Annotated in this window: 19 protein-coding genes; 11 read left to right on the plus strand and 8 right to left on the minus strand. The window is 58.4% G+C overall.

Annotated elements, in window-relative coordinates; all coding sequences use genetic code 11:
* Positions 1-72 precede the first annotated feature (72 nt).
* From PM04_RS10825 to PM04_RS10835, 3 genes are all read left to right on the plus strand, one after another.
* On the plus strand, positions 73-2,589 hold the full coding sequence (locus tag PM04_RS10825) for a penicillin-binding protein 1A (RefSeq protein ID WP_038006698.1): 2,517 nt from the start codon (positions 73-75) through the stop codon (positions 2,587-2,589).
* Positions 2,590-2,662: 73 nt separating this feature from the next.
* A complete protein-coding gene (gene prfB / locus PM04_RS10830; protein WP_038006507.1) occupies positions 2,663-3,787 on the plus strand; it encodes a peptide chain release factor 2 in 1,125 nt (374 codons plus the stop codon).
* Between the two features lie 184 nt (positions 3,788-3,971).
* Positions 3,972-4,784, plus strand: coding sequence for a DUF2189 domain-containing protein (locus tag PM04_RS10835; protein WP_052068288.1), 813 nt, complete (start codon positions 3,972-3,974; stop codon positions 4,782-4,784).
* Between the two features lie 59 nt (positions 4,785-4,843).
* On the opposite strand, the gene PM04_RS10840 is transcribed toward PM04_RS10835, so the two are convergent.
* The 4 genes from PM04_RS10840 to PM04_RS10855 form a co-directional block, all read right to left on the minus strand.
* Positions 4,844-5,329, minus strand: coding sequence for a polymer-forming cytoskeletal protein (locus PM04_RS10840; protein ID WP_038006509.1), 486 nt, complete (start codon positions 5,327-5,329; stop codon positions 4,844-4,846).
* Positions 5,319-6,644, minus strand: a complete 1,326-nt coding sequence (locus tag PM04_RS10845) for a M23 family metallopeptidase (RefSeq protein WP_038006510.1) — start codon at positions 6,642-6,644, stop codon at positions 5,319-5,321. The genes PM04_RS10840 and PM04_RS10845 overlap by 11 nt, the downstream gene beginning before the upstream one ends.
* A 193-nt stretch (positions 6,645-6,837) precedes the next feature.
* The gene (locus tag PM04_RS10850) at positions 6,838-7,683 is read right to left on the minus strand and encodes a ferritin-like domain-containing protein (protein ID WP_038006511.1); all 846 of its coding nucleotides are present in this window, start codon (positions 7,681-7,683) and stop codon (positions 6,838-6,840) included.
* A 34-nt stretch (positions 7,684-7,717) separates the two neighbouring features.
* On the minus strand, positions 7,718-8,176 hold the full coding sequence (locus tag PM04_RS10855; protein WP_038006512.1) for a peroxiredoxin: 459 nt from the start codon (positions 8,174-8,176) through the stop codon (positions 7,718-7,720).
* Positions 8,177-8,296: 120 nt separating this feature from the next.
* Between PM04_RS10855 and PM04_RS10860 the strand changes: the two genes are divergently transcribed.
* The 7 genes from PM04_RS10860 to uvrA all read left to right on the plus strand — a co-directional run bounded on the left by PM04_RS10860 (position 8,297) and on the right by uvrA (position 20,455).
* Complete coding sequence (locus tag PM04_RS10860; RefSeq protein ID WP_038006513.1) at positions 8,297-11,662, plus strand: AsmA-like C-terminal region-containing protein; 3,366 nt, start codon at positions 8,297-8,299, stop codon at positions 11,660-11,662.
* A gap of 24 nt (positions 11,663-11,686) precedes the next feature.
* Positions 11,687-12,763, plus strand: a complete 1,077-nt coding sequence (gene queA / locus PM04_RS10865; RefSeq protein WP_038006514.1) for a tRNA preQ1(34) S-adenosylmethionine ribosyltransferase-isomerase QueA — start codon at positions 11,687-11,689, stop codon at positions 12,761-12,763.
* Positions 12,764-12,866: 103 nt separating this feature from the next.
* The gene (locus PM04_RS10870; protein WP_038006515.1) at positions 12,867-14,138 is read left to right on the plus strand and encodes an MFS transporter; all 1,272 of its coding nucleotides are present in this window, start codon (positions 12,867-12,869) and stop codon (positions 14,136-14,138) included.
* A gap of 75 nt (positions 14,139-14,213) precedes the next feature.
* Positions 14,214-14,789: a DUF924 family protein gene (locus PM04_RS10875; protein WP_038006517.1), complete on the plus strand. Its 576-nt coding sequence runs from the start codon at positions 14,214-14,216 to the stop codon at positions 14,787-14,789.
* Positions 14,790-14,879: 90 nt separating this feature from the next.
* Positions 14,880-16,277 (plus strand): dihydrolipoyl dehydrogenase, encoded by a 1,398-nt coding sequence (gene lpdA, locus PM04_RS10880; RefSeq protein WP_038006519.1) that lies wholly within the window; start codon positions 14,880-14,882, stop codon positions 16,275-16,277.
* A 99-nt stretch (positions 16,278-16,376) separates the two neighbouring features.
* Positions 16,377-17,507 (plus strand): MFS transporter, encoded by a 1,131-nt coding sequence (locus PM04_RS10885; RefSeq protein WP_052068287.1) that lies wholly within the window; start codon positions 16,377-16,379, stop codon positions 17,505-17,507.
* A gap of 89 nt (positions 17,508-17,596) precedes the next feature.
* Positions 17,597-20,455, plus strand: coding sequence for an excinuclease ABC subunit UvrA (gene uvrA, locus PM04_RS10890; protein WP_038006520.1), 2,859 nt, complete (start codon positions 17,597-17,599; stop codon positions 20,453-20,455).
* A gap of 2 nt (positions 20,456-20,457) precedes the next feature.
* On the opposite strand, the gene PM04_RS10895 is transcribed toward uvrA, so the two are convergent.
* The 4 genes from PM04_RS10895 to PM04_RS10910 all read right to left on the minus strand — a co-directional run bounded on the left by PM04_RS10895 (position 20,458) and on the right by PM04_RS10910 (position 23,303).
* Positions 20,458-21,618 carry a cytochrome P450 gene (locus PM04_RS10895; protein ID WP_324618318.1) on the minus strand — a complete coding sequence of 387 codons (1,161 nt, stop codon included), beginning with the start codon at positions 21,616-21,618 and terminating at the stop codon, positions 20,458-20,460.
* Positions 21,615-22,346 carry a triose-phosphate isomerase gene (gene tpiA / locus PM04_RS10900; protein WP_038006522.1) on the minus strand — a complete coding sequence of 244 codons (732 nt, stop codon included), beginning with the start codon at positions 22,344-22,346 and terminating at the stop codon, positions 21,615-21,617. Before tpiA ends, PM04_RS10895 begins: the two co-directional genes overlap by 4 nt.
* 35 nt (positions 22,347-22,381) lie before the next feature.
* Positions 22,382-22,750 carry an iron-sulfur cluster assembly accessory protein gene (locus PM04_RS10905; protein ID WP_038006524.1) on the minus strand — a complete coding sequence of 123 codons (369 nt, stop codon included), beginning with the start codon at positions 22,748-22,750 and terminating at the stop codon, positions 22,382-22,384.
* A gap of 199 nt (positions 22,751-22,949) precedes the next feature.
* Positions 22,950-23,303: a DUF59 domain-containing protein gene (locus tag PM04_RS10910; RefSeq protein WP_038006525.1), complete on the minus strand. Its 354-nt coding sequence runs from the start codon at positions 23,301-23,303 to the stop codon at positions 22,950-22,952.
* A 224-nt stretch (positions 23,304-23,527) separates the two neighbouring features.
* Here PM04_RS10910 and tgt point away from each other — a divergent pair, with 224 nt between their 5' ends.
* Complete coding sequence (tgt, locus tag PM04_RS10915; RefSeq protein ID WP_038006527.1) at positions 23,528-24,658, plus strand: tRNA guanosine(34) transglycosylase Tgt; 1,131 nt, start codon at positions 23,528-23,530, stop codon at positions 24,656-24,658.
* Positions 24,659-24,894: the final 236 nt, after the last annotated feature.

Consider the following 24,894-nt stretch of genomic DNA (forward strand, 5'->3'; position numbering starts at 1 on the left):
CTATGTTTGCCCCACCGCCAGCCAAGAGGTACGCCTGTGGTCCTTGTCCGCTCCGCCCTATCGGGACTTATCATGTTCATTCTGTCCACTTTGGGCGGAATTTTCAGCTTTATCACGCTGGGCATTGTCGGGGCGGCGGTCAGCGTGGGCGCGGTTTTGTGGATCTATTCCCACGATCTGCCCAATGAGGAACAACTGGCCACCTACGCGCCGCCGACGATCAGCCGAATTTATTCCGGTGAGGGCGTTTTGATGGATGAATTCGCCCGCGAGCGGCGTCTTTTTGCCAGCGCAGAAGAAATCCCTGACCTTGTGAAACAGGCGTTTATTTCGGCGGAGGATAAGAATTTTTATAACCACGCGGGCTATGACCCAAGGGCAATAACGGCGGCGGTGGTTGAGGCGGTGCGCACGCGCGGGCGCGACGTGCGCGGGGCCTCTACGATCACGCAACAGGTGATGAAGAACTTCCTGCTGTCGTCTGACCGCAACGTTGAGCGCAAGATCAAAGAGATCATCCTTGCCGCGCGGATCGAAAAGACCCTGAACAAGGAGCAAATCCTTGAGCTTTACCTCAACGAGATTTTCCTAGGCCAGAACTCCTACGGGGTGGCGGCTGCGGCACAAACCTACTTCAACAAATCGCTTGAGGAATTGGCAGTAGAAGAGGCGGCTTATCTGGCCGTGCTGCCCAAGGCGCCGTCCCGCTATCACCCTGTGCGCCAGAACGAGCGCGCCGTGATCCGCCGCGATTTCGTCCTGCGTGAGATGTACGAAAACGGCTACATTACGCGCGGTGAGTATGAGGTCGCGGTGGCTTCACCGCTGCGCACCGTGCAGTCCGGTGATTTTGTGCCGTTCACGGCCCAGATGCCTCCGCGCGATTACTTCACTGATGAAATTCGCCGCCAATTGAGCCGGGATTTCGGAGAGGAAGAGTTCTTCACCAGTGGTCTGACCGTGCGCGCGACCATCGATCGGGAGCTTCAGGGCGTGGCCGCACGCGCGCTGCAACGCGCACTTGAAACCTATGACCGAGAGCAGGGGATTTGGCGCGGTACGAACGTGACGTTGCCCTCTGAGGTGCTTGGGTCTGAGGCGGCGTGGCGCGAGGCCTTGTCTGAGGCTGACGTCCCCCGCGACGTGAATCTGGATGGGCCTTGGCAGGTTGCCGTCGTGCTGGACCGAGGGGATCGGGCCATGCGTATCGGGGTTGAGAATGGCCCCGCCCGCGTCGAGGTCCCGCGTAGCGACATCGCTTGGATGACGGGCAATTTTTACGACAATTTTGAACTGGGCGACGTGGTTCATGTCCGTGCTGAAGGGGAGGGTTGGACCCTGCGCCAAATCCCCGAGGTGCAGGGCGGCTTTATGGCGATGGACGTCAACACGGGCCGGGTTCTGGCGATGCAGGGCGGTTTTAGTTACCAGCAGTCGGTGTTCAACCGCGCAACACAGGCCACGCGCCAGCCGGGGTCAAGCTTTAAGCCATTTGTCTACGCGGCCGCGTTGGATTCGGGCTATGCGCCGTCGACCATCGTGATCGACGCTCCGATTGAGATTGACCAAGGCAACGGCGAAATCTGGCGCCCTAAGAACGCCTCCAACAAGTTCTACGGGCCTTCGCCGCTGCGCACGGGGATCGAACGCTCTCGGAACCTGATGACAGTTCGATTGGCGCAGGACGTGGGCATGGACACCGTCGCGCGCTATGCGGAACGTTTTGGTGTTTACGATGGTATGGAGCCGCTTTTGGCCAATTCGCTCGGCTCTCAGGAAAGCACGCTGTATCGCATGGTGGCCTCCTACGCGATGTTCGCCAACGGAGGAGAGCGAGTTGAGCCGACCCTAGTGGACCGTATTCAGGACCGCTACGGCCGCACGGTTTATCGCCATGACCAGCGCATATGTGAAACCTGTGCGGATGCAGTGATTGAGGCGGGGCGGGGGCCTCGGATCATTTCGAACCGCTCACAGGTGATGGACGCGATCACAGCCTATCAGTTGACCTCTATGATGACCGGGGTGGTTGAGCGGGGGACCGCGGCGCGCACCGTGAACCTGCCCGTGCCTATCGCTGGCAAGACCGGCACGACGAACGACGCCAAGGATGTGTGGTTTGTTGGGTTCTCGAGCTCAATCGCGGCGGGGTGCTACATCGGGCACGATCAGCCCCGGTCACTGGGGCGTGGTGCGTCCGGGGGCGGTATGTGTGGCCCGGTGTTTAACGAATTCATGGCTGAGGCGATCAAAACCTACGGTGCTGGCCCATTCGAAGTGCCACCCGGTGGGTATTTCGTAAAGATCGACCGGTTCTCTGGTGCGCGTTTGGCTGATGATGCGGAGGGGGATTTCGTCGTGTCCGAGTATTTCCGTGAGGGCGAAGAGCCGTTGTTCGGGATGCTGGCCGTTGTTGATGGTGGCTTTGGGATGGCGTCCGACCTGCCGCTGTTTGCGCGGGGCGAGGGCGAGGTCGAAGGCCAATTGCCCGTGCCTGAAGATCAACGCGTTCAAACATCCACCGGCGAGGCCGTTGTGGTGCCCGGCCGCGCGACCTTTGGCACGCTCAGTTCGGGCGGGTTGTACTAGGCCACGTACCATCCGCTCCCTTGCGGGGGGCAGGGGCGCAGGTTAGAACGTGGCTTCCAACCCGAGGGATACCATGCGCGCAGAGACCACCAACCAGATCGAGGCGATCCGCAAATCCATTGCACTGCTCAAGCGGCGCATGGATTGGGAGACTGCTGGCCACCGCATGGAAGAATTCGATGCGATGACCGAGAACCCGGATTTGTGGAATGACCCGGACCGCGCGCAAAAGTTGATGCGCGACCGGCAGGCCCTGTCCGACAGTATTTCGGGTGTTGAGGGGCTAGAGCAAGACCTGAGCGACAGTATCGAGTTGATCGAACTGGGCGAGATGGAAGACGACGCCGAAATAGTCTCGGAGGCCGAGGCCACGATCGCGAACCTAGTCGACGTGTCTGCCGCCAAAGAGTTGGAAGCTCTCCTGAACGGTGAGGCGGATGGCAACGATACCTTCCTAGAGATCAACTCAGGCGCAGGGGGCACTGAATCCTGTGATTGGGCATCAATGCTCGCGCGGATGTACGTTCGTTGGGCCGAGAAGAAGGGCTATGAGGTTGAGCTGCAATCCATGACCCAAGGCGAAGAAGCCGGGATTAAGTCGGCGGCTTACAAGATTTCGGGGCGCAATGCTTATGGTTGGCTCAAGTCCGAGAGCGGCGTGCACCGCCTTGTGCGAATCTCGCCCTATGATAGCTCGGCGCGGCGGCACACGTCGTTTTGTTCGGTTTGGGTCTATCCAGTGGTGGATGATAACATCGAGATCGACGTGAACCCTGCGGATATTCGGATTGATACCTATCGGTCCTCGGGGGCTGGTGGTCAGCACGTGAACACGACCGACTCGGCTGTGCGGATCACACACCACCCCACGGGGATTGTTGTGACGAGTTCTGAGAAGTCTCAGCACCAAAACCGTGACATCGCGATGAAAGCTCTGAAATCGAGGCTTTATCAGATGGAGCTGGACCGGCGGAATGCTTCGATCAACGAGGCGCATGCTGCGAAGGGCGACGCAGGCTGGGGCAACCAAATCCGGTCCTATGTGTTGCAGCCCTATCAGATGGTAAAAGACCTGCGCACCGGGTTTGAAACATCGGATACGGGCGGTGTGCTGGACGGTGATCTGGACGGGTTGATGGCGGCAACGCTGGCGATGGATGTGTCGGGCAAGAGCCGAGCGGAAGCGCAAGCCGAGTAGGCTTTTCCTTTTTTGTGAGATGAGTTGCGCCGCGCTTTGCGCGTCGCCTGGTGGCGCGTGTCCGCTGCGCGGCCCCGCGCCAGTTGAGTATTTGGGGAACAAAGGAGCTGGGTTCTCGCCTTGTGAATTTCGTTTTGGTGGAGCGGCGAAAACAGAGTAGAATGGGGGCACAGGGAGAGGACAGATGACCACCACATCCGCCACGATTGACCGTGAACCACCTGCGGCATCCGCAGTACCATCCATCAACACGCTGACATCTCAGGATCTCCGGGCGAGCTTTGCTGCCGGGTGGCAGGATCTAAAAGCCGCGCCGGTGTATGGGCTGGTGTTTGCCTCTGTTTACGTCGCGGGGGGATGGGCACTGTATCTGTTTTTGGCTGTGACCGGACAGATTTGGTGGGCCTTGCCGATCACGCTCGGCTTTCCGCTGTTGGGACCTTTTGCGGCCGTGGGCTTGTATGAGGTGTCCAGGCGATTGGAGCAGGGTGAGGCGCTGACGTGGGGCGGTGTGATGGGTGTGGTTCTCGATCAGCGTCACAGGCAGTTGCCTACGATGGCTTGGGTGGTTTTGGTGTTCTTTCTGTTTTGGAACTTTCTCGCGCATATGTTGTTTGCTCTGTTCATGGGGCTTGAGGCGATGGTGAACGTCTCGTCTTCGCTTGGGTATCTGCTGACGATCAATGGGGTGAGCATGTTGGCTGTGGGCAGCCTTGTCGGCGGAGTTTTGTCGTTTGTCCTGTTCTCGATCACCGTGCTGAGCCTGCCGTTGTTGCTGCACAAGGAGCTGGATTTTGTGACTGCGATGATTGTCAGCTTTCAAGCCGTGCAGGCGAACTTGGGGCTGATGTTGGGATGGGGCATGACCGTCGCTACACTTTTGTTTGTGGGCATGCTGCCGGGCTTTTTGGGGTTGTTCTTGGTGTTGCCGCTTTTGGGGCACGCGTCTTGGCATCTGTACCGGCGGGCGTTGTCGCACCCCGCGCCAGACGTTTGAAAACGCAAAACGCCGCCCCGAGAGGAGCGGCGTTAGATGAGGTGTTCTTAGTCTAAGGCTTAGGCGCTGGCAGGTTTGGGTGCCGGTGTCTTGGAGGCGCCCCCCAATGGGTCATCCTGACGCTGCACGGAACCTTCGAAATGGGCGCCGCTTTCGATTGCGATGGTCTTGTGGATGATGTCACCCTCGACCTTAGCGGTGGACGTCAGGCGCACCTTGAGGCCGCGCACGCGACCGATCACACGGCCGTTTACGACCACGTCGTCGGCGACAACTTCGCCGCGCACTGTGGCGGTTTCACCGACGGTCAGCAGGTGGGCGTGTACGTCGCCTTCGACCTGACCTTCGATCTGAATGTCGCCAGTGGATTTCAAATTGCCCTTCACCAACAGGTCCGAGGACAGGATGGATGGTGCGGCTTTGGGCTTCATCGCGGCGGCGCCTGCACCCATTTCAGCGGGCTTGGGAGGCGTCGGAGCGGCGGAGCTGGTGGCTGCGGTGTCGGCCTTGGGGCCGGGCTCATTGATTTTGGATTTAGAAAACATTTCTACCTGCGTCTACGAAGGGTTTCGGGTCTAGGGCGGTTCCGCCACTGCGAATCTCATAGTGAAGATGGGTCCCCGTGGACCGTCCGGTCGATCCCATATCACCAATATGTTGCCCGCGCGAGACCCTTTGGCCCCGCTTCACGCGGATGGTCGTGAGGTGAGCGTAGCGGGTTTCAAAGCCAAAGGCATGGCGGATTTTAACTATTTTGCCGTAGCCCGATTGCCAGCCTGCAAAGGTCACTGTGCCGTCTGCGGTTGAGACGATATCGGTGCCGTGGGGGCCTGCGAAATCATGGCCGTTGTGCATGCGGCCCCAGCGGGGCCCAAAGCCGGAGGTTTCACGATAAGACCCACGGATTGGGTGCCCCAGCGGAGAGCGTTCAGCGGCGAGGCGATAGAGATCAACCTCTTGCATCCGGTTGAGGATGTCGTTTGCCCGTGCCGTATCACCGTCGATCAGGGCGTTGCCGCGGGTCGAAAAGCTGATGGGGGTGAGGGGGCCACCTTGGCCGCTGTAGCCGCGCCGCACTTCGTTCAGGATGCGATCGGTGGGCAGGCCCGCCCGATTGAAAACTTTGCGCAGCGGCTCGAACGAGACCTCAACGGCCGCCTCTAGCTGGGCAAAGATCTGGGCGTTTCGGTCCGCCATGATGCGGATTTCACGCTCAAGTGCTTCGGTTTCTGCCTCGGCAGAGCCCGCGATCTGGATAGCCTCATCACGTTTTACGGCGACTTGGTCGAGGGCTTCGGTCAGAAATGCGAGGGTAGTCTGCGCATCCTGCATTTGGCCGGTGCCAGTGCGGCTTGTCCCAGTGTCTGCCTCAAGCTCGGTGCGGAATAACTCGGCGCGGCTGCGGGCCTCATCACGTTCAGCGATGGTGCGGCGAAGCGTGGATTGGATCACCTCAATGCCGGTCTCCAACTCGCGGCGACGATCCTCGGACGCCAGCAAGATTTCCTGCATTTTGCTCACTTCGTCGAGAGCCACATAGAACCGCTCCAGCGCTTGTTCAGCCTCAGACGCGCGGGCGTTGCGTTCCTCAGACAGGGCGTTGAGCCGGGCCTCATAGGCGTCCTGACTGCGGGCGATTTGATCCCGGGTTGAGCCTGCCGAAATCGCGCCAAGAAAGAAGAATGCCGAGACGATAATCGTCCAGCCCACAAAAGCCGCACAGCCCGTTAAGGCAACCGCTTGCGTGCGCGGGCTAAGACGAATGAATCGCGTGCCTTGGTCAGATTTGAGAAAGAGGCGTTGCTCGGGCAGGACACCCTCAAGCCACGCGTTCAGCCGATGCAAGATGCGTAGTTTCACGCGGTGTGTCCCTTTTCCCCACTGCTCCGCTTGGCGCGGACGTCCGTTTTGCGCCCCCGCGCAAAGTTGTGGTTTTTTACGGAAACCCTGTTGGCGGGGCAAGGCTGGGTTGGCGCGCAGGCTCTATCCCGTGTCAATTCGCCCTAAGGGCCCCCTTGATCGGCGGTTTTTTGCCGAAAAAGGGCGGGGTGTTTTAGTCTGCGCTGCGGAACCGATCGGGGGTGGTTGGGTGGTCATCCGCGAGGGGCCAGTAGAAGTCGGGCGGGATGCCCGCGTCGGCGCGTTTTTCGACATTGAACGGGGCCTTGAGTGCGCCGTGGAAATACTTTTGGACGAGGGTGTGAAATTGCTCTTTCGGGTCGTGGTCGTGACGCCCGCACAGAAAGTGGAACCACTTTGAGCCGTATGCGACATGGGCGACTTCTTCCGCATAGATAATTTCAAGCGCATCAACGGCTGACTGCGCTTTGGCTTTGCGGAAGACGTCGATCATGCCCGGTGTCACGTCGAGGCCGCGCGCCTCTAGGACCATTGGCACCACGGCTAGTCGTCCGAATAAATCATCCGCTGTGTCTTGGGCTGCACGCCACATGCCTGCGTGGGCGGGCAGGGCACCATAGTGGCTGCCGATCTCTTCAAGACAGTCTGCCATCAGATTGAAATGCTTGGCTTCTTCGTCGCCCGCCTGCACCCAATCGTCATAGAACCCTAAGGGCAGGGGCGTGTCGGTGAAACGGGCAATGATATCCCAATGCAGATCGACAGCATTCAGCTCAATGTGGGCGACCGCGTGCAATAGCGCCTCACGCCCCTCAGGCGTGCCGGGGCGACGACGCGGCACGTCGCGGGGGTGCAGCAATTCGGGCAGGGCGGGACGTGCGGGCGTCTCGGGTGGGGCTGCGTGCCCCACCTCTATTTGTTCGCCGGACGCACGTGCCGCGCGCCATGTGGCAGCATGTTGCCGGGCCAGCGCGGTTTTCGCCCGCCCGTCTGCGGTGCTAAGCACTTCAACAGCCATTTCGGCCAGCGTCTTGTTCATCGTGTCCTCCTTCGTCCGAGGCACGCTGGCGCGTTTAAAGCGCCTTTACGGCGTCCAAAACGGCTTCGACGTGGCCCGGTACTTTCACTTTGCGCCATATCTGGCGCACCACGCCGGTGGCGTCGATCAAAAAGGTGGCCCGTTCGATCCCCATGTAGGTTTTGCCGTACATGTTTTTCTCAACCCACACGCCGTAATCTTCGCACATCGTGCCCTCTGCGTCGGACACAAGAGTGACGGCCAAGTCGTGCTTGGCGATGAACTTGTCGTGCTTGGCGGCGGTGTCCTTGGATGCGCCCACAACAATCGCGCCGGCAGCTTCAAACTCCGCAAGGTGTTCAGTGAACGCGATGGCCTCTTTGGTGCAGCCGGGGGTGTCATCCTTGGGGTAGAAATACAGCACAACGGCTTTGCTTTGCTCGGACAATGTGAACGTGCCGCCGCCATTGGTGGGTAGGGTGAAGTCGGGAGCGGATTGGCCAAGATCAGGCATCGAGAGGTCCTTTTTGTGAATTTGACCGAAAGGGTCGTGTTACGGTTTGAAACCTAGCCCTTGGGGCGGCACAATAAAGGGGCGATGCGCGCAAATCCGCGCGACAGGAGAGACCCTTCAATGGCGCCCGGCACCGACCTGCCCCCCGATAGTGAGCCGACCCCAACCCGTCCCGCACGTGTGCGTGGCCGTAAGCGCAAGGTGTTGGCCGTGCGGTTGATCGAGTTTGCGATTGTCTTGCCTTTGATTGCGGTAGTCACGCTTGTGTTTGTGGCCAATTACCGGGTGCTTACGGTGCCTGCGTGGATGGTTGAGCGGGTCGAGGCGCGGCTTAACGCTCAGGTGCCTAAGGGGGACCGGGTGCGGCTTGAGCAATTGGGCATAGGGCTGGATTTTCGGGATCGGGCGATCATTGTCGATGTGCTGGATGCGCGGTTAGAGCGTCGCGCGCTTGCGGATCGGGTGCATCTGCCGAAACTGAGCCTAGAGTTCAACTTGGCCGGGATTTCGCAGGGGTTGCTACAGGTGCGCCACGTGCGCGTGGCCGGGGGCACTTTGCGCCTGACGCGGGCCGAAGATGGGCAGTTTGACCTAGGGTTTGGGCGCGACGCAGAAACGATTGCACAGCTGCCCGCCAGTTGGGCGGAGGTGCTTGACGCAGTGGACGCGGTGTTGATGCATCCGTTGGCCGCTCAGCTTAGCAGCGTTGAGGCTGGGGCGCTGCGCGTTGTGCTGTCGGATGCGGTGTCTGGGCGGCGATTGTCGCTGAGCGAGGGGGCCGTCACCTTGCGCCGGGATGGGCGCAGCACTGAGTTGGTCATTGCCGCGGATTTGTCCCGCGCGCGGGGCGGGGCCGCACCCGGCACGTTCCGCCTTGCGCTGAGCCGAACACCGGGGGCAGGCGCGGGCCTTGACCTGCGGATGATCGGCGGGCGCAGCGATGACCTGCGCATGGTATTCAACGTAGACGCGGGCACGGCGCAAGACGCCACGGGCCGTGTCGATGTTTTGTCGGTATTGCAGGCCGGGGTCGACATGTGGGCGGTGGGTGAGGTGCGCGAAGACGGCACGCTATCGCCGCTTGAGGCCCGTGTCGCGCTCGAAAACGGTGTGATCCCCGGCTGGGAGGGGGCTGCGTTTGATCTCGCGACACTCGAAGTCCTGTTGGACCCGGCTGCGCGCCGGTTGGAGGTCCGGAGGGCAGAGGTCCGCGCGCCCCAAGCCAAAGTGACGGCGACGGGCCAAATCTTGGCGGGAGATACGCTGAGCGATCCGTTGGTGGTGCAGCTGGCCCTGTCAGATATTGCGGTCGACCCGGAGGGTGTTTTGCCCAACCCGGCGGCCTTTGACACGGGCGTGTTGGAGGGGCGGTTGCACATGGCCCCCCTGCGGTTTGAGATCGGGCAGGCGATGGTTGCCGCAGGCCCTTCCGTGGCGCGCGCCAGTGGTCAGGTTTGGGTGCCAAGGCCGGGGGCGATTGCAGCAAATCTGTCGCTGTCCGCAGATCGGGTTGCGGCGAGCACGGTGACCTCGCTTTGGCCCGATGCGGTGGCCCAAAAAACGCGGACTTGGATCACGGAGAACATCTCGGGCGGGACTATCACCGATTTCGCCGCAGCCCTGCGAAAAGACGCAGATAACCCACGCCCGGCAATAACCGGCGGTTTTGGGTTTGAGGGGGCATCGGTACGCTACCTGCGGGACATGCCCGTGGCCCAAGACGCATCGGGCATCGCCAATTTCCACGACAACAGGTTTTCGCTCCGCATTGATACCGCCCGTGTCCCTGCCGGGCCTTGGGGCGATGTGGACATCGGTGGGACCAGTTTCACCGTGCCCAATACGCGGATCAAACCGGCGGTGGGGGAGGTTGACCTGATGATCTCTGGCCCGATCCCTGCGGTCTTGTCGGTGCTGGATAACAAGCCGCTGTCGGTGTTGGAGCGGGCCAAGCGCTCGGCTGATTTTGTGCAGGGGCAGGCGTCGGTCCAAGGTTGGTTAAAGGTGCCGCTCGTCAAGGGCGTCCCATTGGAGCAATTGGATTTCGCCTTTGACGGCGTGTTGACGGATGTTTCTAGCGGCGTGTTGGTGCCGGGACGCCAGATCACGAGCGCAGAGCTGGCTCTACGGGTAACGCCCGATGCGGTTGAAGTACGCGGACCGTTGGAATTGGATGCCGTGCCGATGCGCGCAACGTGGCGACAGCCCTTGCCAAAATCAAAAGGTGCGGAGCCGGGTCCGGGGGCGTTAACGGGGCGGTTCGCCATATCACCTCAGACGCTGGCTGCGTTTGGCATTGATTTGGCGGGGTTTGGCCTGTCGGGGCAGGCCCCCGCAGAGTTTGAGATGTCGCTGGATCCGGCGCGCCCACAACGGTTGCAACTTCGTTCCTCACTTGAGGGGTTGGGCGCCAATATCCCCGCGCTGAGCTGGCGCAAGACGCCGGAAGCCACAGGCGAATTGCGGCTGGAAATCGCAACCGGCGAGCAGCCTGTTGCAGTGCCCGTGATGGCGATCTCAGCGCCCGGGCTGGCGGTAGAGGGCGCGATTTCCTTGGCCGAGGGCGGCGGGTTGGAACGTGCCCTGTTATCGCGGCTAGAGGTGGGCAATTGGCTCAGCGCAACTGCCGACATCCGGGGGCGGGGACCGGGGCGCGCGCCAAGCGTCGCGATTACGTCAGGTACGGCCGATCTGCGCCGCGTGGATTTTGATACAGGGGCAAGCACCTCTGTTGGCGGAACATCCGTGCCGCTCAACATTGCGTTGGACGCAATCACGATCTCGGATGGGATTGTCCTCAACAATGTGTCCGCTGAGGTATCGACCCGAGGGGGCACAAACGGGCGTTTTACCGCGCTTTTGAATGGTGGCGCACCGATTGCGGGTACTCTGGTGCCGTCCGCGCAAGGGACCGCAGTGCGCATAAGGGGCGACAACGCAGGTGCGACGCTCGCCTCGGCTGGGGTGTTTCGCAACGGCAATGGCGGCAGTTTTGATCTCCGGCTCGTGCCGCGCGCGGGGCAAGGCCGCTATGCCGGGAGCCTTGATATAGAGGACATGCGGGTGCGCGATGCGCCTGCGCTGGCCTCTCTGCTATCGGCGGTGTCGGTTGTCGGGCTGCTGGAGCAGTTGGGTGGTGAGGGGTTATTTTTCTCAGATATTGAGGCGGATTTTGAGCTGGAACCCGGCGCGGTCCGGGTGACGCGCGGGGCGGCGTTTGGCCCTTCACTCGGGCTGACGCTGGACGGAACCTATGGGCTGACGTCACGCGCGCTGGACATGCAGGGCGTGGTGTCGCCATTCTATTTGGTGAACGGCCTGTTTGGCGGGCTTTTTGCCCCGCGCGACGAGGGTTTGATTGGCATCAGTTATGCGTTAAGTGGCCCGGCAAGTGCACCGCAGGTGCGGGTCAACCCGTTGTCGGTCCTGACGCCGGGCCTTTTCCGAGAGGTCTTTCGCCGGGCCCCACCTGCGCCAACCCAATAGTGACGACCAATTATGGGGCCTTCCATGCAGCTGTCAGACTTTGATTTCGATCTTCCTGAGGGGCGTATTGCCACGCGTCCGGCGCGGCCTCGATCTTCCGCGCGGCTGTTGGTTTCGCACGGCGAGACGTTGCACGACCAGCGTGTCACGGATTTGCCCAAGTGGCTGCGGCCCGGTGATCGGTTGGTGTTGAACAACACCAAGGTGCTGCCCGCGCGGCTGAACGGTCTGCGTCCGCGCAACAGTGCCCAAGGCCCGGTGGAGGCTAAGGTGGAAATCACCCTGCTGGAACCCACGCCCGAGGGGCACTGGTCGGCGCTGGCCAAGCCTTTGCGCAAATTGGTGGATGGGGATCGCGTGGTGTTTTCGGACGCGCTTGAGGCGCAGGTTGTCTCGCGCCGCGAGAGTGACGTTGTTTTGCAATTCAACTGTACGGGCGATGATTTTGATGCGGCTTTGAATGCGGCGGGTGCTATGCCGCTGCCGCCCTATATCGCGGCCAAGCGGCCCGCTGATGCCCAAGACATGGATGACTATCAAACTGTGTTTGCGCGCCATTCTGGCGCCGTGGCGGCACCCACAGCTTCGCTGCATTTTGATGCGGCCCTGCTGCAAACGCTGCGTGACCACGGCGTTACGTTTACCGAAGTGACCCTGCACGTCGGGGCAGGGACGTTCCTGCCGGTCAAGGTCGATGACGTGACCACGCACAAAATGCACGCAGAACGGGGCAACATCACGCCTGAGGCCGCCGATCAAATCAATGAGACGCGGGCCGCTGGTGGGCGGATCATCCCGGTGGGGACGACGGCCCTGCGCCTGCTAGAGAGCGCAGCAGCCGAGGACGGAACTCTGTCTGCATGGGAGGGGGCGACGGATATCTTTATCTATCCCGGTTATCAGTGGAAAATCACCGACGCGCTGATGACCAATTTCCACCTGCCCAAATCGACGCTGATGATGCTGGTCGCCGCTCTGATGGGGCATGAGCATATCATGCGCATCTATGATCACGCTTTGGCGGAGCAGTATCGCTTTTTCTCATATGGTGACAGTTCGCTGTTGATCCCGCCGCGCACTGCCGCAAAAGGTGGCGCGTAGGGTCTGGTAAATCCGACCCTACTGTGTCGCACGCAAGACAGAATCCCTGTCTATGCCCTGCGACACAAAACAGGTGTACCCCCGCGCTTAAGGAGCTGTGGCGATGGTTGAAGTAATGCGCGGAACGTGGGCTTTGATGCTTGGGATGATGCTTTTGATGGTCGGGAACGGCCTTCAAGGCACCCTATTGGGCGTGCGCGGCAACATCGAAGGCTTCTCTACGACGGCGATGTCGATTGTGATGTCGGGCTACTTCTTGGGCTTTTTGCTCGGCTCCAAGGCCGTGCCCGAGATGATCCGCCGGGTGGGCCATGTGCGGGTCTTTGCGGCGCTGGGCTCATTCATCTCGGCGTGTCTGATCCTGTTTCCGGTGTTCACCGATCCGATCAGTTGGACGATCTTGCGCATCGCGGTGGGGTTCTGTTTTTGTGGCGTGTACATCACAGCCGAAAGCTGGCTGAACAATTCCACGACGAACGCGACACGGGGCCAAGCGCTGTCGCTTTACCTGATCGTGCAAATGCTGGGCATCGTTGCGGCGCAAGCCTTGTTTGCGCTGGGCGATGCGGGGGGCTGGATACTGTTCATCCTGCCATCGGTCTTGGTTTCGATTGCGTTTGCGCCAATTTTGCTGACCATCTCTCCGGTGCCGCCGTTTGAGGCGACCAAGCCGATGTCTTTTCGAGAAATCTATGCCGTGTCGCCACTGGGCTGCGTGGGCATTTTCCTGCTGGGGGGTATATTCTCGGCGCTGTTTGGGATGTCGGCGGTTTATGGGGCGTCGATCAAGCTGTCCTCGGGCGAAATCGCGACGTTCATTGCGGCGATCTACTTGGGCGGGATGCTGCTACAATTTCCGATTGGTTGGATTTCGGACCGGATGGATCGGCGGAGCCTGATCCTGATCCTCGCTGTGATCGGGTTGTTGGCCTGCGCGCCGACGGCTTTTGGTTTGGGTGGGTTTACTGGCCTGCTGATTGCATCGTTCTTTATCGGCGGCATGGCGAACCCGCTCTATGCGCTGCTGCTGGCGTATACCAACGACTACCTTAACCCAGAGGACATGGCGGCCGCCTCCGGTCAGCTTTTGTTCATCAACGGCCTTGGGGCCATCACCGGCCCATTGATCACGGGCTATTTGATGGAAACGATCGGCCCCTCTGGTTTCTTTTTGTATCTGGCGATCCAGTTGGGCGCGCTTGCGACCTATGCGGCGTGGCGGATGACACAACGTGCGATGCCGGATGATGACGAAAACTACGAAATCGTTTCGATGACGCCGATGTCGCCGGCTTCGACCGCTGTGACCATGGAAGCCGTGGTCGAAGGTTGGGAAGAACAGGCCGAAGAAAACGCCGAGGACACCGCTGCGTGAATTTCTTGCGCAATGCCAATGAATTGGGCAAGGTGAAGGGGCCTGGTGGGGGATAAGGCTAGGGGAGGACCGGTCATGGACCGATTTGAAGAGGTGTTGGAATTCTGGCTGGAGACCTGCAGCGAGAAGGACTGGTACCAAAGCACACCAGAGCTGGATGCAGATATATCCACGCGATTTCAGGAGCTTTGGGAGGCAGCGCGTAGTGGTGAGTTAGAGGCTTGGGCCTTATCACCGCGTGGGGCGCTGGCATTCTTGATCCTGACGGATCAGTTTTCACGCAATATGTTCCGGGGCGAGGCGACAGCCTTTGCCACAGATGCCCAAGCGCGGGCCGTGGCAAAGAAAGCGATTGAGCGTGGGTTTGATCTGCAAATCGATGGGCCGGCGCGTCAGTTCTTTTATCTGCCGCTCGAACACTCAGAGTGTCTGAGCGATCAGGATCGCGCTGTGCGGTTGATTGCGACCCGCTTTGAAAGCGAGCAGACCCTGCTACACGCTCGCGCGCACCGTGAGATTATTCGTCAATTTGGTCGGTTCCCGTTTCGAAACAAGGCCTTGGGTCGCACTGGAACCACGCAAGAGGATGCATTTATGACGGCTGGCGGGTACGGCACGTTTGTCGAGACCCTCGCGGCAGATGCGGCATAGGCACATAACTGCTGTTGCGACCATTCGCGCGGGTGACGTTCGATTTCAATTTAGTTTAAGGGTAAACTAAATTTCGAATTGGAGAATCTGATGGCGGCGAAAAGCTTTGATATGGTCGTAATTGGTGCGGGCCCCGGCGGCTATGTTGCTGCGATCCGGGGGGCGCAACTGGGGCTGAATGTGGCCGTGGTTGAGAGAGAGCACCTTGGCGGCATTTGCCTCAACTGGGGCTGTATCCCAACCAAAGCGATGCTGCGCTCCTCTGAGGTGTTTCACCTGATGCACCGCGCCAAGGAGTTCGGCCTCAAAGCGACGGGTATCGATTATGATCTCGACGCAGTGGTCAAACGCTCCCGCCAAGTGGCTGGGCAGCTGTCTGGTGGCATCGGTCACCTGATGAAGAAAAACAAGATCACGGTCATCATGGGTGAGGCGCGGATCGCGGGTAAAGGCAAAGTCTCGGTCAAAACCGAAGGCGGCACGGAAGATCTGAGCGCGAAGGCGATCATTCTAGCCACTGGCGCGCGGGCGCGTGAACTGCCGGGCCTTGAGGCTGATGGTGATCTGGTTTGGACCTACAAAACTGCCCTCACGCCGCCCCGCATGCCCAAAAAGCTGCTTGTGATTGGTTCGGGCGCGATCGGCATCGAGTTCGCGAGTTTCTACAATACCTTGGGTGCTGACACGACCGTGGTCGAGGTGATGGACCGTGTCCTGCCGGTAGAAGATGCCGAGATCTCGGCCTTTGCCAAAAAGTCGTTCGTCAAGCAGGGTATGAAGATCATGGAAAAAGCCATGGTCAAAAAGCTCGACCGCGCCAAGGGCAAGGTCACCGCGCATATCGAAACGGGCGGCAAGGTCGAGACGCATGAGTTCGATACCGTCATTTCTGCCGTTGGGATCGTGGGCAATGTTGAAGGTCTCGGGCTTGAGGAATTGGGCGTTAAGATCGACCGCAGCCATGTTGTGACTGACCCCTATTGCCGGACCGGCGTCGAGGGGCTGTATGCGATTGGCGACATCGCGGGCGCACCTTGGTTGGCGCACAAAGCCTCGCACGAGGGGGTTATGGTCGCTGAACTGGTCGCGGGCAAAGGCAATCCACACCCGATCAAGCCCGAAGAGATCGCAGGCTGCACCTATTGCCACCCGCAGGTTGCATCGGTGGGCTATACCGAAGCTAAGGCCAAGGAGCTGGGTTTCGACATCAAGGTCGGACGCTTCCCGTTTATTGGCAACGGCAAGGCCATTGCATTGGGCGAAACCGAAGGCATGGTCAAAACCATTTTTGATGCCAAGACCGGCGAATTGCTGGGCGCGCATATGGTCGGGGCAGAAGTGACCGAAATGATCCAAGGCTACGTCGTGGGCCGCAAGCTGGAAACGACCGAAGCCGATCTCATGGAAACCGTATTCCCGCACCCGACACTATCGGAAATGATGCACGAATCCGTTTTGGACGCTTACGATAAAGTCATCCACATGTAGGCCGCGTTACGCTCAACACTCCCATGCAGCGCCCCGGTTGGGGCGCTGTTTGCGTTTTGGGGCCTTGCGGTGGCTTGGGGCATCGGTCACTGAACAGACATGGAACGCACGCGTTGGGGCCTTGTCGCTCTTCTTTTTGTTATGGGTATGTTTGCGGCGGCGCAGTTTGGCAAAGTCTCGCTGACGCTGAACGAACACGCGGCGGTGTTTGATCGCTCCCCCACGGGGGTGGCGTTGTTCGTGTCGTTGGTGGGTTTGGTTGGGTTGTTTTTCGGGGCCGCAGCTGGTGCGATTGTGGCGTGGCTTTCGCCTCGAACCAGTCTCCTGATCGGGCTGGTGTTGAGCGCGGCGGTGTCATTGGCGCAATCGTTTTTGCCCCCCGCAGAGGTTTATGCGGCTTTGCGATTGTTGGAAGGGGTGCCGCATTTGACATTGGTGGTTGCGGCACCTCCCATCATGGCGATGATCGCCACGGACCGCGACCGACCCGTTGTGATGTCGATCTGGGCGATGTTCTTTGGTCTTTCCTTCGCGCTGTCGGCGCTGATTGTGCCGACGCTGTTGGAATGGGGTGGCTTGTCGCTGGTGTTGCGGGCGCATGGGATCGGTTTTTTGGTCCTTTTGGTTCTGTTGTGGGGACAATTGCCCCGCACAGGTCGCACAGCACTTTCGTTAAATATCATCCGCTTGCATCGCGACATCTACACCTCACTTCCTATTGTGGCACCGGGGGCTGGCTTCGTGTTCTACACGGTGACGTACATCGCGCTTCTGACCTACTTGCCCCTCGCACTAGAGCGGCCAGAATTGTTCGTCAGGCTGCCGTTGGTGAGCCTGTGCTCAACCCTTTTGGCGGGCTACGTGTGCCGCAGCGTGGCGCCTGATCGTGTCGCGGTTGTCGGCTTCTTTGGCGGTGCTTTGGCAAGCATCGGCATTAGGATTGGCCTTCCGCTTAGCCCTGATTTGGCGTTCTTCTTTCTGGGGCTGGTGCCTGGGGCATCGTTTGCGGCGATCCCCTTTTTCAATGCAGGCCTAGCGGATCGCACTCGCTCAACGGGCGCGATCGCTCAGCTCGGAAATTTGGGCACCGTTTCGGGCACTCCGATATTTGCCGGCCTTCTGGCTGGCTTTGGCTTGCCCGGCATTCTACTCGGGCTTGCGGGCTTTTGCCTCGCGGGAGCGGGTGTTTTGCTGCTAATTGGCCGCTCCTTAGGGGACAATAAAAGATAACTGGTAAATGTTCCGCTAATGTTCCAAAATTAGGTTTGAGAGTAGCCGCAATCCACTTAGATAGTGTCCTGTGAACGGATGAGGGTATCATGGCAGAGCTGAAAAACATCGAGGTGCGCGGCGCGCGCGAGCACAACCTCAAGAGCATCGACGTAGATATCCCCCGTGACAAGCTGGTGGTGATTACAGGGTTGTCCGGCTCTGGCAAATCGTCATTGGCCTTTGATACGATCTATGCCGAAGGGCAGCGGCGCTATGTCGAGAGCCTGAGCGCCTACGCGCGGCAATTCCTTGATATGATGCAGAAACCTGACGTCGATCATATCTCAGGCCTTAGCCCTGCCATCTCAATTGAACAAAAGACAACCTCGAAAAACCCACGCTCCACCGTGGGGACCGTGACCGAGATTTATGATTATATGCGGCTGCTTTTCGCACGGGCAGGGACCCCGTTTAGCCCCGCCACCGGCGAGCCGATTGAGGCTCAGCAGGTCCAAGATATGGTTGACCGTGTCATGGCCATGGAGGAAGGCACGCGTGGCTATTTGCTTGCGCCAATCATCCGGGATCGAAAAGGGGAATACCGTAAGGAATTCCTCGAATTGCGTAAGCAAGGTTTCCAGCGGGTTAAGGTTGATGGGGTGTTCTACGACCTTGATGAGCCACCAACGCTTGATAAAAAGTTCCGCCACGACATTGATGTCGTGGTTGACCGGATCGTGGTGCGCGAGGGCGTTGAAACCCGCCTAGCCGACAGTTTTCGCACGGCTTTGGACCTCGCGGATGGGATCGCCATCCTTGAAACCGCGCCGAAAGAGGGCGATCCCGATCGCATCACATTCTCCGAGAAATTCGCCTGTCCGGTGTCTGGCTTTACGATCCCGGAGATTGAGCCGCGTTTGTTTTCCTTTAACGCTCCTTTCGGGGCGTGTCCCAAATGTGATGGGCTTGGGCATGAGTTATTCTTTGACGAACGCCTTGTGGTTCCGGATGTGACACTGTCCCTTGCAAACGGTGCTTTGGCTCCGTGGAATAAGGGTAAAAGCCCGTATTTCCTGCAAACAATTGATGCTATCGCTGCTCATTTCGGTTTTGACAAAAAGAAAGCCTGGAAGGATTTGCCGCAAGAAGTTCAGCAGGTTTTCCTGCGCGGTTCGGGCGAGCAAGAGATTAACTTCCGTTACGATGAAGGTGGCCGCATTTACCAAGTACAACGCGTGTTTGAAGGCGTCATTCCCAACATGGAACGTCGCTACCGCGAGACAGACTCAGCGTGGATTAGGGAAGAATTCGAGCGTTATCAAAACAACCGTTCTTGTGGCGCATGCGCTGGCTATCGGCTGCGCCCCGAAGCGCTGGCTGTCAAGATCGCGGGCGTCCATGTCGGTCAAGTCGTACAGATGTCGATCCGTGAAGCCTTTGATTGGATATCGTCTGCGCCCGAGCATCTGAGCGTTCAGAAAAATGAGATCGCAAAAGCGATTTTGAAGGAGATTTCTGAGCGTCTTGGTTTTCTAAATAACGTGGGTTTAGAATATCTTACGCTTAGCCGTTCCAGCGGCACGTTGTCGGGTGGTGAAAGCCAGCGGATCAGACTGGCAAGTCAGATCGGCTCGGGGCTGACAGGTGTTCTTTATGTGCTGGATGAGCCGTCCATTGGCCTGCACCAACGGGATAATGATCGACTGCTCGGGACACTTAAAAACCTACGAGACCAAGGCAATACAGTGATCGTTGTGGAGCACGACGAAGAAGCCGTGCGCGAGGCTGATTATGTTTTCGATATTGGCCCGGGCGCTGGTGTGCACGGGGGGCAAGTTGTGGCCCACGGAACGCCAAGCGAGATCGAGGCACATGAAACCTCTATTACCGGAGCGTATCTAAGCGGCCGACGCGAAATCGCCGTGCCCGCGACGCGGCGTAAGAAGGGCAAGAAAAAACTGACGGTCGTTAAAGCGACGGGCAACAACCTTCAAAACGTGACTGTCGATTTTCCGCTCGGTCAGTTTGTGTGTGTTACGGGTGTCTCGGGCGGTGGGAAATCAACCTTAACGATCGAGACTTTGTTTAAGACGGCTTCAATGAAGCTAAACGGTGCACGGCAAACGCCGGCGCCGTGTGAGACGATCAAAGGGCTGGAACATCTTGATAAGGTGATCGACATTGACCAGCGCCCCATTGGGCGAACGCCGCGGTCAAACCCAGCGACTTACACCGGCGCCTTTACACCCATTCGGGATTGGTTTTCGGGTCTGCCCGAGGCCAAAGCACGCGGATACAAACCCGGCCGTTTCTCGTTTAACGTCAAAGGCGGGCGTTGTGAGGCGTGCCAAGGTGATGGTGTCATCAAGATAGAAATGCATTTCTTGCCAGATGTTTACGTGGAGTGTGAGACTTGTAAAGGGCAACGCTACAACCGTGAAACTCTTGAGATTAAGTTCAAGGGAAAATCCATTGCGGACGTGTTGGACATGACTGTGGAAGATGCCCAGAGCTTCTTCCAAGCTGTTCCATCTATTCGCGAAAAAATGGACGCTTTGATGCGTGTTGGCCTTGGCTACATCAAGGTCGGCCAACAGGCGACAACCTTGTCCGGAGGGGAGGCGCAGCGCGTTAAGCTTTCGAAAGAGTTAAGTAAACGTTCGACGGGGCGTACACTATACATTCTGGACGAACCGACCACGGGTTTGCATTTTGAAGATGTGCGTAAGTTGCTGGAAGTACTGCATGAACTTGTAGATCAAGGGAACTCGGTCGTGGTGATTGAGCATAATCTTGATGTGGTTAAGACGGCTGACCACATCATCGACATTGGACCGGAGGGTGGCGATGGCGGCGGGCGCATTGTTGCCGAGGGTACGCCTCAGAAAATCGCTGAAATCCCTGAAAGCCATACTGGTCACTATCTTAAACCGTTGTTGCAAAAGCGCTCATTGGCTGCCGAATAGGCTTAGGTCGTGACACGCAGGCTCTCTAAGCCATGAAAATGGTAAATGTCTGCGTACTGCGGCGTGCCTAACAGCTTTAAATTGGGTTTTCGCTCCCATAGGCGATTGAGCGCGATTTCAAGTTCTAGGCGAGCAAGTGGAGCTCCAATGCAAAAGTGAATGCCGGCGCCGAAGCTTAACGGTTTCGCGTCGGTTCTATCAGGATGAAACGAATTGGGGTTCTTGAAAGCTGTGGCGTCGCGGTTGCCCGAAGCCAAAAGAAGCGCGACGCGATCGCCGGGATTAAATGTCTGGCCTTCGATCTCAACGGTTTCATATGCGATCCGCTCAAACAGATGCAGCGGAGGATCGAACCTAAGGATTCCATTGATGAACGTCTCGCCGACTTGAGGTGAAAGTCTAAAGTCCAAGAGCGTCTTTACCGTATTTCCGAATGTATGGACGGTCGCTTCATGGCCTGCATTGAGCAATAGAATACAGGTGCTGATGACCTCATGCTCGGTAAGCTTTTCTGCGGTGTGGGCTGTTAACAAAGTTGAGATCAGGCTGTCGTCGGGGGCCGATCGTTTAGCCTCAATTTGGATCTTGATGTACTCTGAGAAGCTTTGTGCCGCTGCCGCTGCGACATTCTCTTGCTCGCGTGTGCGATTAGATTGATACATCGCAACCATTCTGTTTGACCAGTCCACGAGGCGTTGCCAGTCCCCTTCGGGGACACCTAGGAAGCGCGCGATTACGCGCGCTGGCAGCGGACGTCCGTAAGTTTCGAGCAGGTCAAACGGCTCATTCGGAAAGGTGTCGATGAGTTCGTCGCACAGTGCCTCGATTTCTGGGCGCAGGGCCTTTATGCGTCTGTTCGTAAATGCCCGCAAAACTGCGCCGCGCAGACGGGTATGATCCGGCGGCTCAAGTTCTAGCATCGAGTGTGCCTCTACCGCATAGAATGGTTTGAGGTGCGGTGGGACCTGGATGGGTGCAATAGGCGCACGGCCAAATCGGCGATCGCGCAGAATGGTGTCGATCGTCGCGTAGTCCGTGGCGCATATGACGTCATAGTCTTGCCAGTGGACTAACGGCCCAGCCGAGCGCATTTTTTCATAGAATGGGTAGGGATTTTGAACGAAAGCTGGATCGCGAGGCGATTGTGACAAGCTTTGCATCATTGCGCGGCGAGTGCCTCAATGATTGGACAGAAATCTGCGGCCTTTAGGGACGCTCCGCCAACCAATGCGCCGTTCACGTTTGCGCAGCTGAAAATTTCACTGGCATTGGCCGCTTTGACGGAGCCGCCATAAAGCAGCGTAAAGTCTTTACCATCGTTAAATCTGGCACAAAGGTCGGCGCGTAGCGCATCGTGGACCTCTGTGATCTGTTCGATCTCAGCTACGCGGCCTGTTCCTATGGCCCAAACGGGTTCGTAGGCTACGACTGTGTTGGCTGCGGTTGCGCCGTCCGGCACGCTGTTGCGAAGTTGTTTCGCCAGAATGTCGAGGCAGTTACCAGCTTCGCGCTGCGCCAAGGTTTCGCCAATGCAAATAATGGCAATCAAGCCGGCGGACCAAGCGGCCTTTGCTTTTGCCTCAATGTCCTCATCAGTCTCGTTGTGATCGCTGCGTCGTTCAGAATGGCCCACGATAACATGCGAGGCGCCGGCATCGCGCAGCATTTGGGCTGAGACGTCACCGGTATGAGCGCCTTGCTCTGTAATGTGACAAGTCTGGCCGCCGATGTGCAGCCCGGGTGTTGCTGCCGCCGCAATCAGTGTGGCTGGTGGGCAGATCAGCGCCGGAATGCTAGTCGCCGTAGCTGTATCTGCGATAGCCTGTAGTTCGCTCAGGTCGGACTTAAGCCCGTGCATTTTCCAATTGCCAGCGGCGAGTTTAGAGGGCATGCGCGGATCTCCTGAGCCAATGTGTTCAGGAGAGGTTAAGGCTTATCAACGGCCAATGCATCATCAAATTTGATCGACTCACCGCATCCGCATGCGTCTACGACGTTGGGGTTGCGGAACTTAAAGCCTGCCTCAAGTAGGCTGACTTCGTAGTCAATTTCTGTTCCAAACAGGAACATTTGTGCCATAGGCGCGATCATCACGCGCGCGCCTTCGACTTCCACAACTTCGTCATTTTTGTCTATCTCAGAGACGTATTCCATCGTGTATTCCATCCCTGCGCAGCCACCTTTTTTGATGCCGATGCGCAAGCCCATGGAGTTATCTTTCTCCATCAGCTTTGAAATCTGGCCCGCAGCGGCGGGTGTTAGGGATACAGGTGGATTGCCGGGAATGCCGAACATGAGCGATCTCCTTTGAGAGCAAGATAAGCCTGAGTGCATTTAGGCTCAAGAGGCAAGGCAGTGGTAAGTGAGGCGTTTAACCAGTTCAGCTATCTACAGCGTCCCAACGATCGGGCCATTAACACGACCCTCAAAACGTGAACTCCGCGGTTCCGCTTTGAAAAACCGTGCTCAGACACTTAACACATCTGAGCGGTTTCTACATGAACCCTAATTCAAGCCGCGCTTCGTCGGACATCATCTCCATGCCCCATTGCGGCTCCCACGTTAGGTCTACGTCTACCTGCTTTACGCCTGGCAGGGGTGCTACAGCGTCAGCAACCCAGCCAGGCATTTCGCCAGCAACGGGGCAACCCGGCGCTGTAAGCGACATGATGATCCGCACTTCGCTTTCCGCATTGATATCAATGGTGTAGATCAGGCCAAGGTCATAAATATTGACGGGGATCTCTGGGTCGAACACCGACCGGCAGGCGTTAACGATGCCTTCATAAAGAGGGTGATCCGTAGAAGAGGGCGCGATCAGCGGCGTGCCTTCAAGAGCGTCTGACATGGAGAGATGAGCCTTCGACTTGTTTCCTTACCGAAAATATAGGGAATAGGATTGGCGGCGTCCAGCCGTGAGGCGCGCATTAACCAATGCTGCGTAGTATTTTGGTTAACGGGCGGCGTTAATTTGGGAGTACAGTCGATAAATACGGGTGGCCCGAAACGGAAAGCTGAACCTTTGGGCCACGCATCTTGCATGCCATCGCGCGCAGGCGTATCCGCCAGAGTATGACACAGACTTTTTCATTTAGCCTTCACGGCACTGACGGCCGCGCACGCACCGGCACCGTGCACACTCCACGCGGCGACATTCGGACACCTGCTTTTATGCCTGTCGGCACCGCGGCAACCGTCAAAGCAATGATGCCCGAAAATGTTCGTGCGACAGGGGCCGACATCTTGTTGGGCAACACGTACCATCTGATGCTGCGCCCGACTGCGGAACGCGTGGCGCGCTTGGGTGGCTTGCACAAGTTTATGAATTGGGACCGGCCGATCTTAACGGATTCGGGCGGTTTTCAGGTCATGAGCTTGGGGGCATTGCGTAAGCTGACCGAAGAAGGTGTGACTTTCAAATCTCATATCGATGGATCCAAGCACCATCTGACGCCTGAACGGTCAATGGAAATCCAGCGGCTTCTCGGATCGGACATTGTGATGTGTTTCGATGAATGTCCGGCTCTGCCTGCGGATCGGGCACGTATCCGTGAAAGCATGGAGCTGTCGATGCGTTGGGCAAAACGGTCGCGCGATGCGTTTGGGGATCGGCCCGGCCATGCTTTGTTCGGGATCCAACAGGGCGGGTTAGAAGAAGACCTTCGCGCCGAAAGCGCAGAAGCGCTGCGCGGGATTGAATTTGACGGCTACGCGGTTGGTGGGCTTGCGGTGGGCGAGGGCCAAGAGGCAATGTTTTCTTGTCTTGATTTCGCGCCAGAGCAATTGCCGAAGGACAAGCCGCGCTACCTGATGGGAGTAGGAAAGCCGGATGATTTGGTGGGCGCGGTGAAACGCGGCATTGATATGTTTGACTGTGTCCTGCCGTCGCGTTCCGGGCGGACGGGCCAAGCGTTTACGCGCCGCGGCGTTGTTAACATTAAGAATGCGCGCCACATGGATGACCCGCGCCCACTGGATGCCGAATGTACGTGCCCTGCGTGTTCAAATTACTCACGGGCATATCTGCACCATGTTTTCCGGTCTCAAGAAATCCTCAGCTCAATGCTGCTGACCTGGCACAACCTGCACTATTATCAGGAGCTTATGGCAGCGATGCGGGCGGCAATTGCCTCGGGCACGTTTGCCGATTTCGAAACAGGTTTTCACGCCGCGCGGGCGCAGGGTGATATTGAGCCGGTCTAGGGGTGGGCAACCGTGGTCTATAGTGATGGGCGGGTGAATTTGGTGAAAGCCCGTCTAAAGGCCGAGGGCCCGGGCGGTATACTTTGCCCAAGCCAGCACCAGAAAAATCTGCGTATGCACGGCTCAACCCTTGGCGTCACGTCAGCACGGTTTACTTGCGGAGGAGTTGTCTAAAACTGTCTCGATCGCTTGCGGCGGCGGGGCGGTGCATGGCACAGTATGACAAAGACGTAACG

Source organism: Thalassobacter sp. 16PALIMAR09 (genome assembly GCF_000765485.1).
In the GTDB taxonomy this organism is placed as follows: domain Bacteria; phylum Pseudomonadota; class Alphaproteobacteria; order Rhodobacterales; family Rhodobacteraceae; genus Thalassobacter; species Thalassobacter stenotrophicus.

Coding starts and splice junctions, on each gene's coding strand:
- PM04_RS10905 (WP_038006524.1), bottom strand. CDS start 22,750: ATGTTCGGCATTCCCGGCAATCCACCTGTATCCCTAACACCCGCCGCT.
- PM04_RS10885 (WP_052068287.1), top strand. CDS start 16,377: ATGGAACGCACGCGTTGGGGCCTTGTCGCTCTTCTTTTTGTTATGGGT.
- queA (WP_038006514.1), top strand. CDS start 11,687: ATGCAGCTGTCAGACTTTGATTTCGATCTTCCTGAGGGGCGTATTGCC.
- PM04_RS10895 (WP_324618318.1), bottom strand. CDS start 21,618: ATGATGCAAAGCTTGTCACAATCGCCTCGCGATCCAGCTTTCGTTCAA.
- PM04_RS10850 (WP_038006511.1), bottom strand. CDS start 7,683: ATGAACAAGACGCTGGCCGAAATGGCTGTTGAAGTGCTTAGCACCGCA.
- tgt (WP_038006527.1), top strand. CDS start 23,528: ATGACACAGACTTTTTCATTTAGCCTTCACGGCACTGACGGCCGCGCA.
- PM04_RS10870 (WP_038006515.1), top strand. CDS start 12,867: ATGGTTGAAGTAATGCGCGGAACGTGGGCTTTGATGCTTGGGATGATG.
- uvrA (WP_038006520.1), top strand. CDS start 17,597: ATGGCAGAGCTGAAAAACATCGAGGTGCGCGGCGCGCGCGAGCACAAC.
- prfB (WP_038006507.1), top strand. CDS start 2,663: ATGCGCGCAGAGACCACCAACCAGATCGAGGCGATCCGCAAATCCATT.
- PM04_RS10860 (WP_038006513.1), top strand. CDS start 8,297: ATGGCGCCCGGCACCGACCTGCCCCCCGATAGTGAGCCGACCCCAACC.
- PM04_RS10910 (WP_038006525.1), bottom strand. CDS start 23,303: ATGTCAGACGCTCTTGAAGGCACGCCGCTGATCGCGCCCTCTTCTACG.
- PM04_RS10840 (WP_038006509.1), bottom strand. CDS start 5,329: ATGTTTTCTAAATCCAAAATCAATGAGCCCGGCCCCAAGGCCGACACC.
- tpiA (WP_038006522.1), bottom strand. CDS start 22,346: ATGCCCTCTAAACTCGCCGCTGGCAATTGGAAAATGCACGGGCTTAAG.
- PM04_RS10855 (WP_038006512.1), bottom strand. CDS start 8,176: ATGCCTGATCTTGGCCAATCCGCTCCCGACTTCACCCTACCCACCAAT.
- PM04_RS10825 (WP_038006698.1), top strand. CDS start 73: ATGTTCATTCTGTCCACTTTGGGCGGAATTTTCAGCTTTATCACGCTG.
- PM04_RS10875 (WP_038006517.1), top strand. CDS start 14,214: ATGGACCGATTTGAAGAGGTGTTGGAATTCTGGCTGGAGACCTGCAGC.
- lpdA (WP_038006519.1), top strand. CDS start 14,880: ATGGCGGCGAAAAGCTTTGATATGGTCGTAATTGGTGCGGGCCCCGGC.
- PM04_RS10835 (WP_052068288.1), top strand. CDS start 3,972: ATGACCACCACATCCGCCACGATTGACCGTGAACCACCTGCGGCATCC.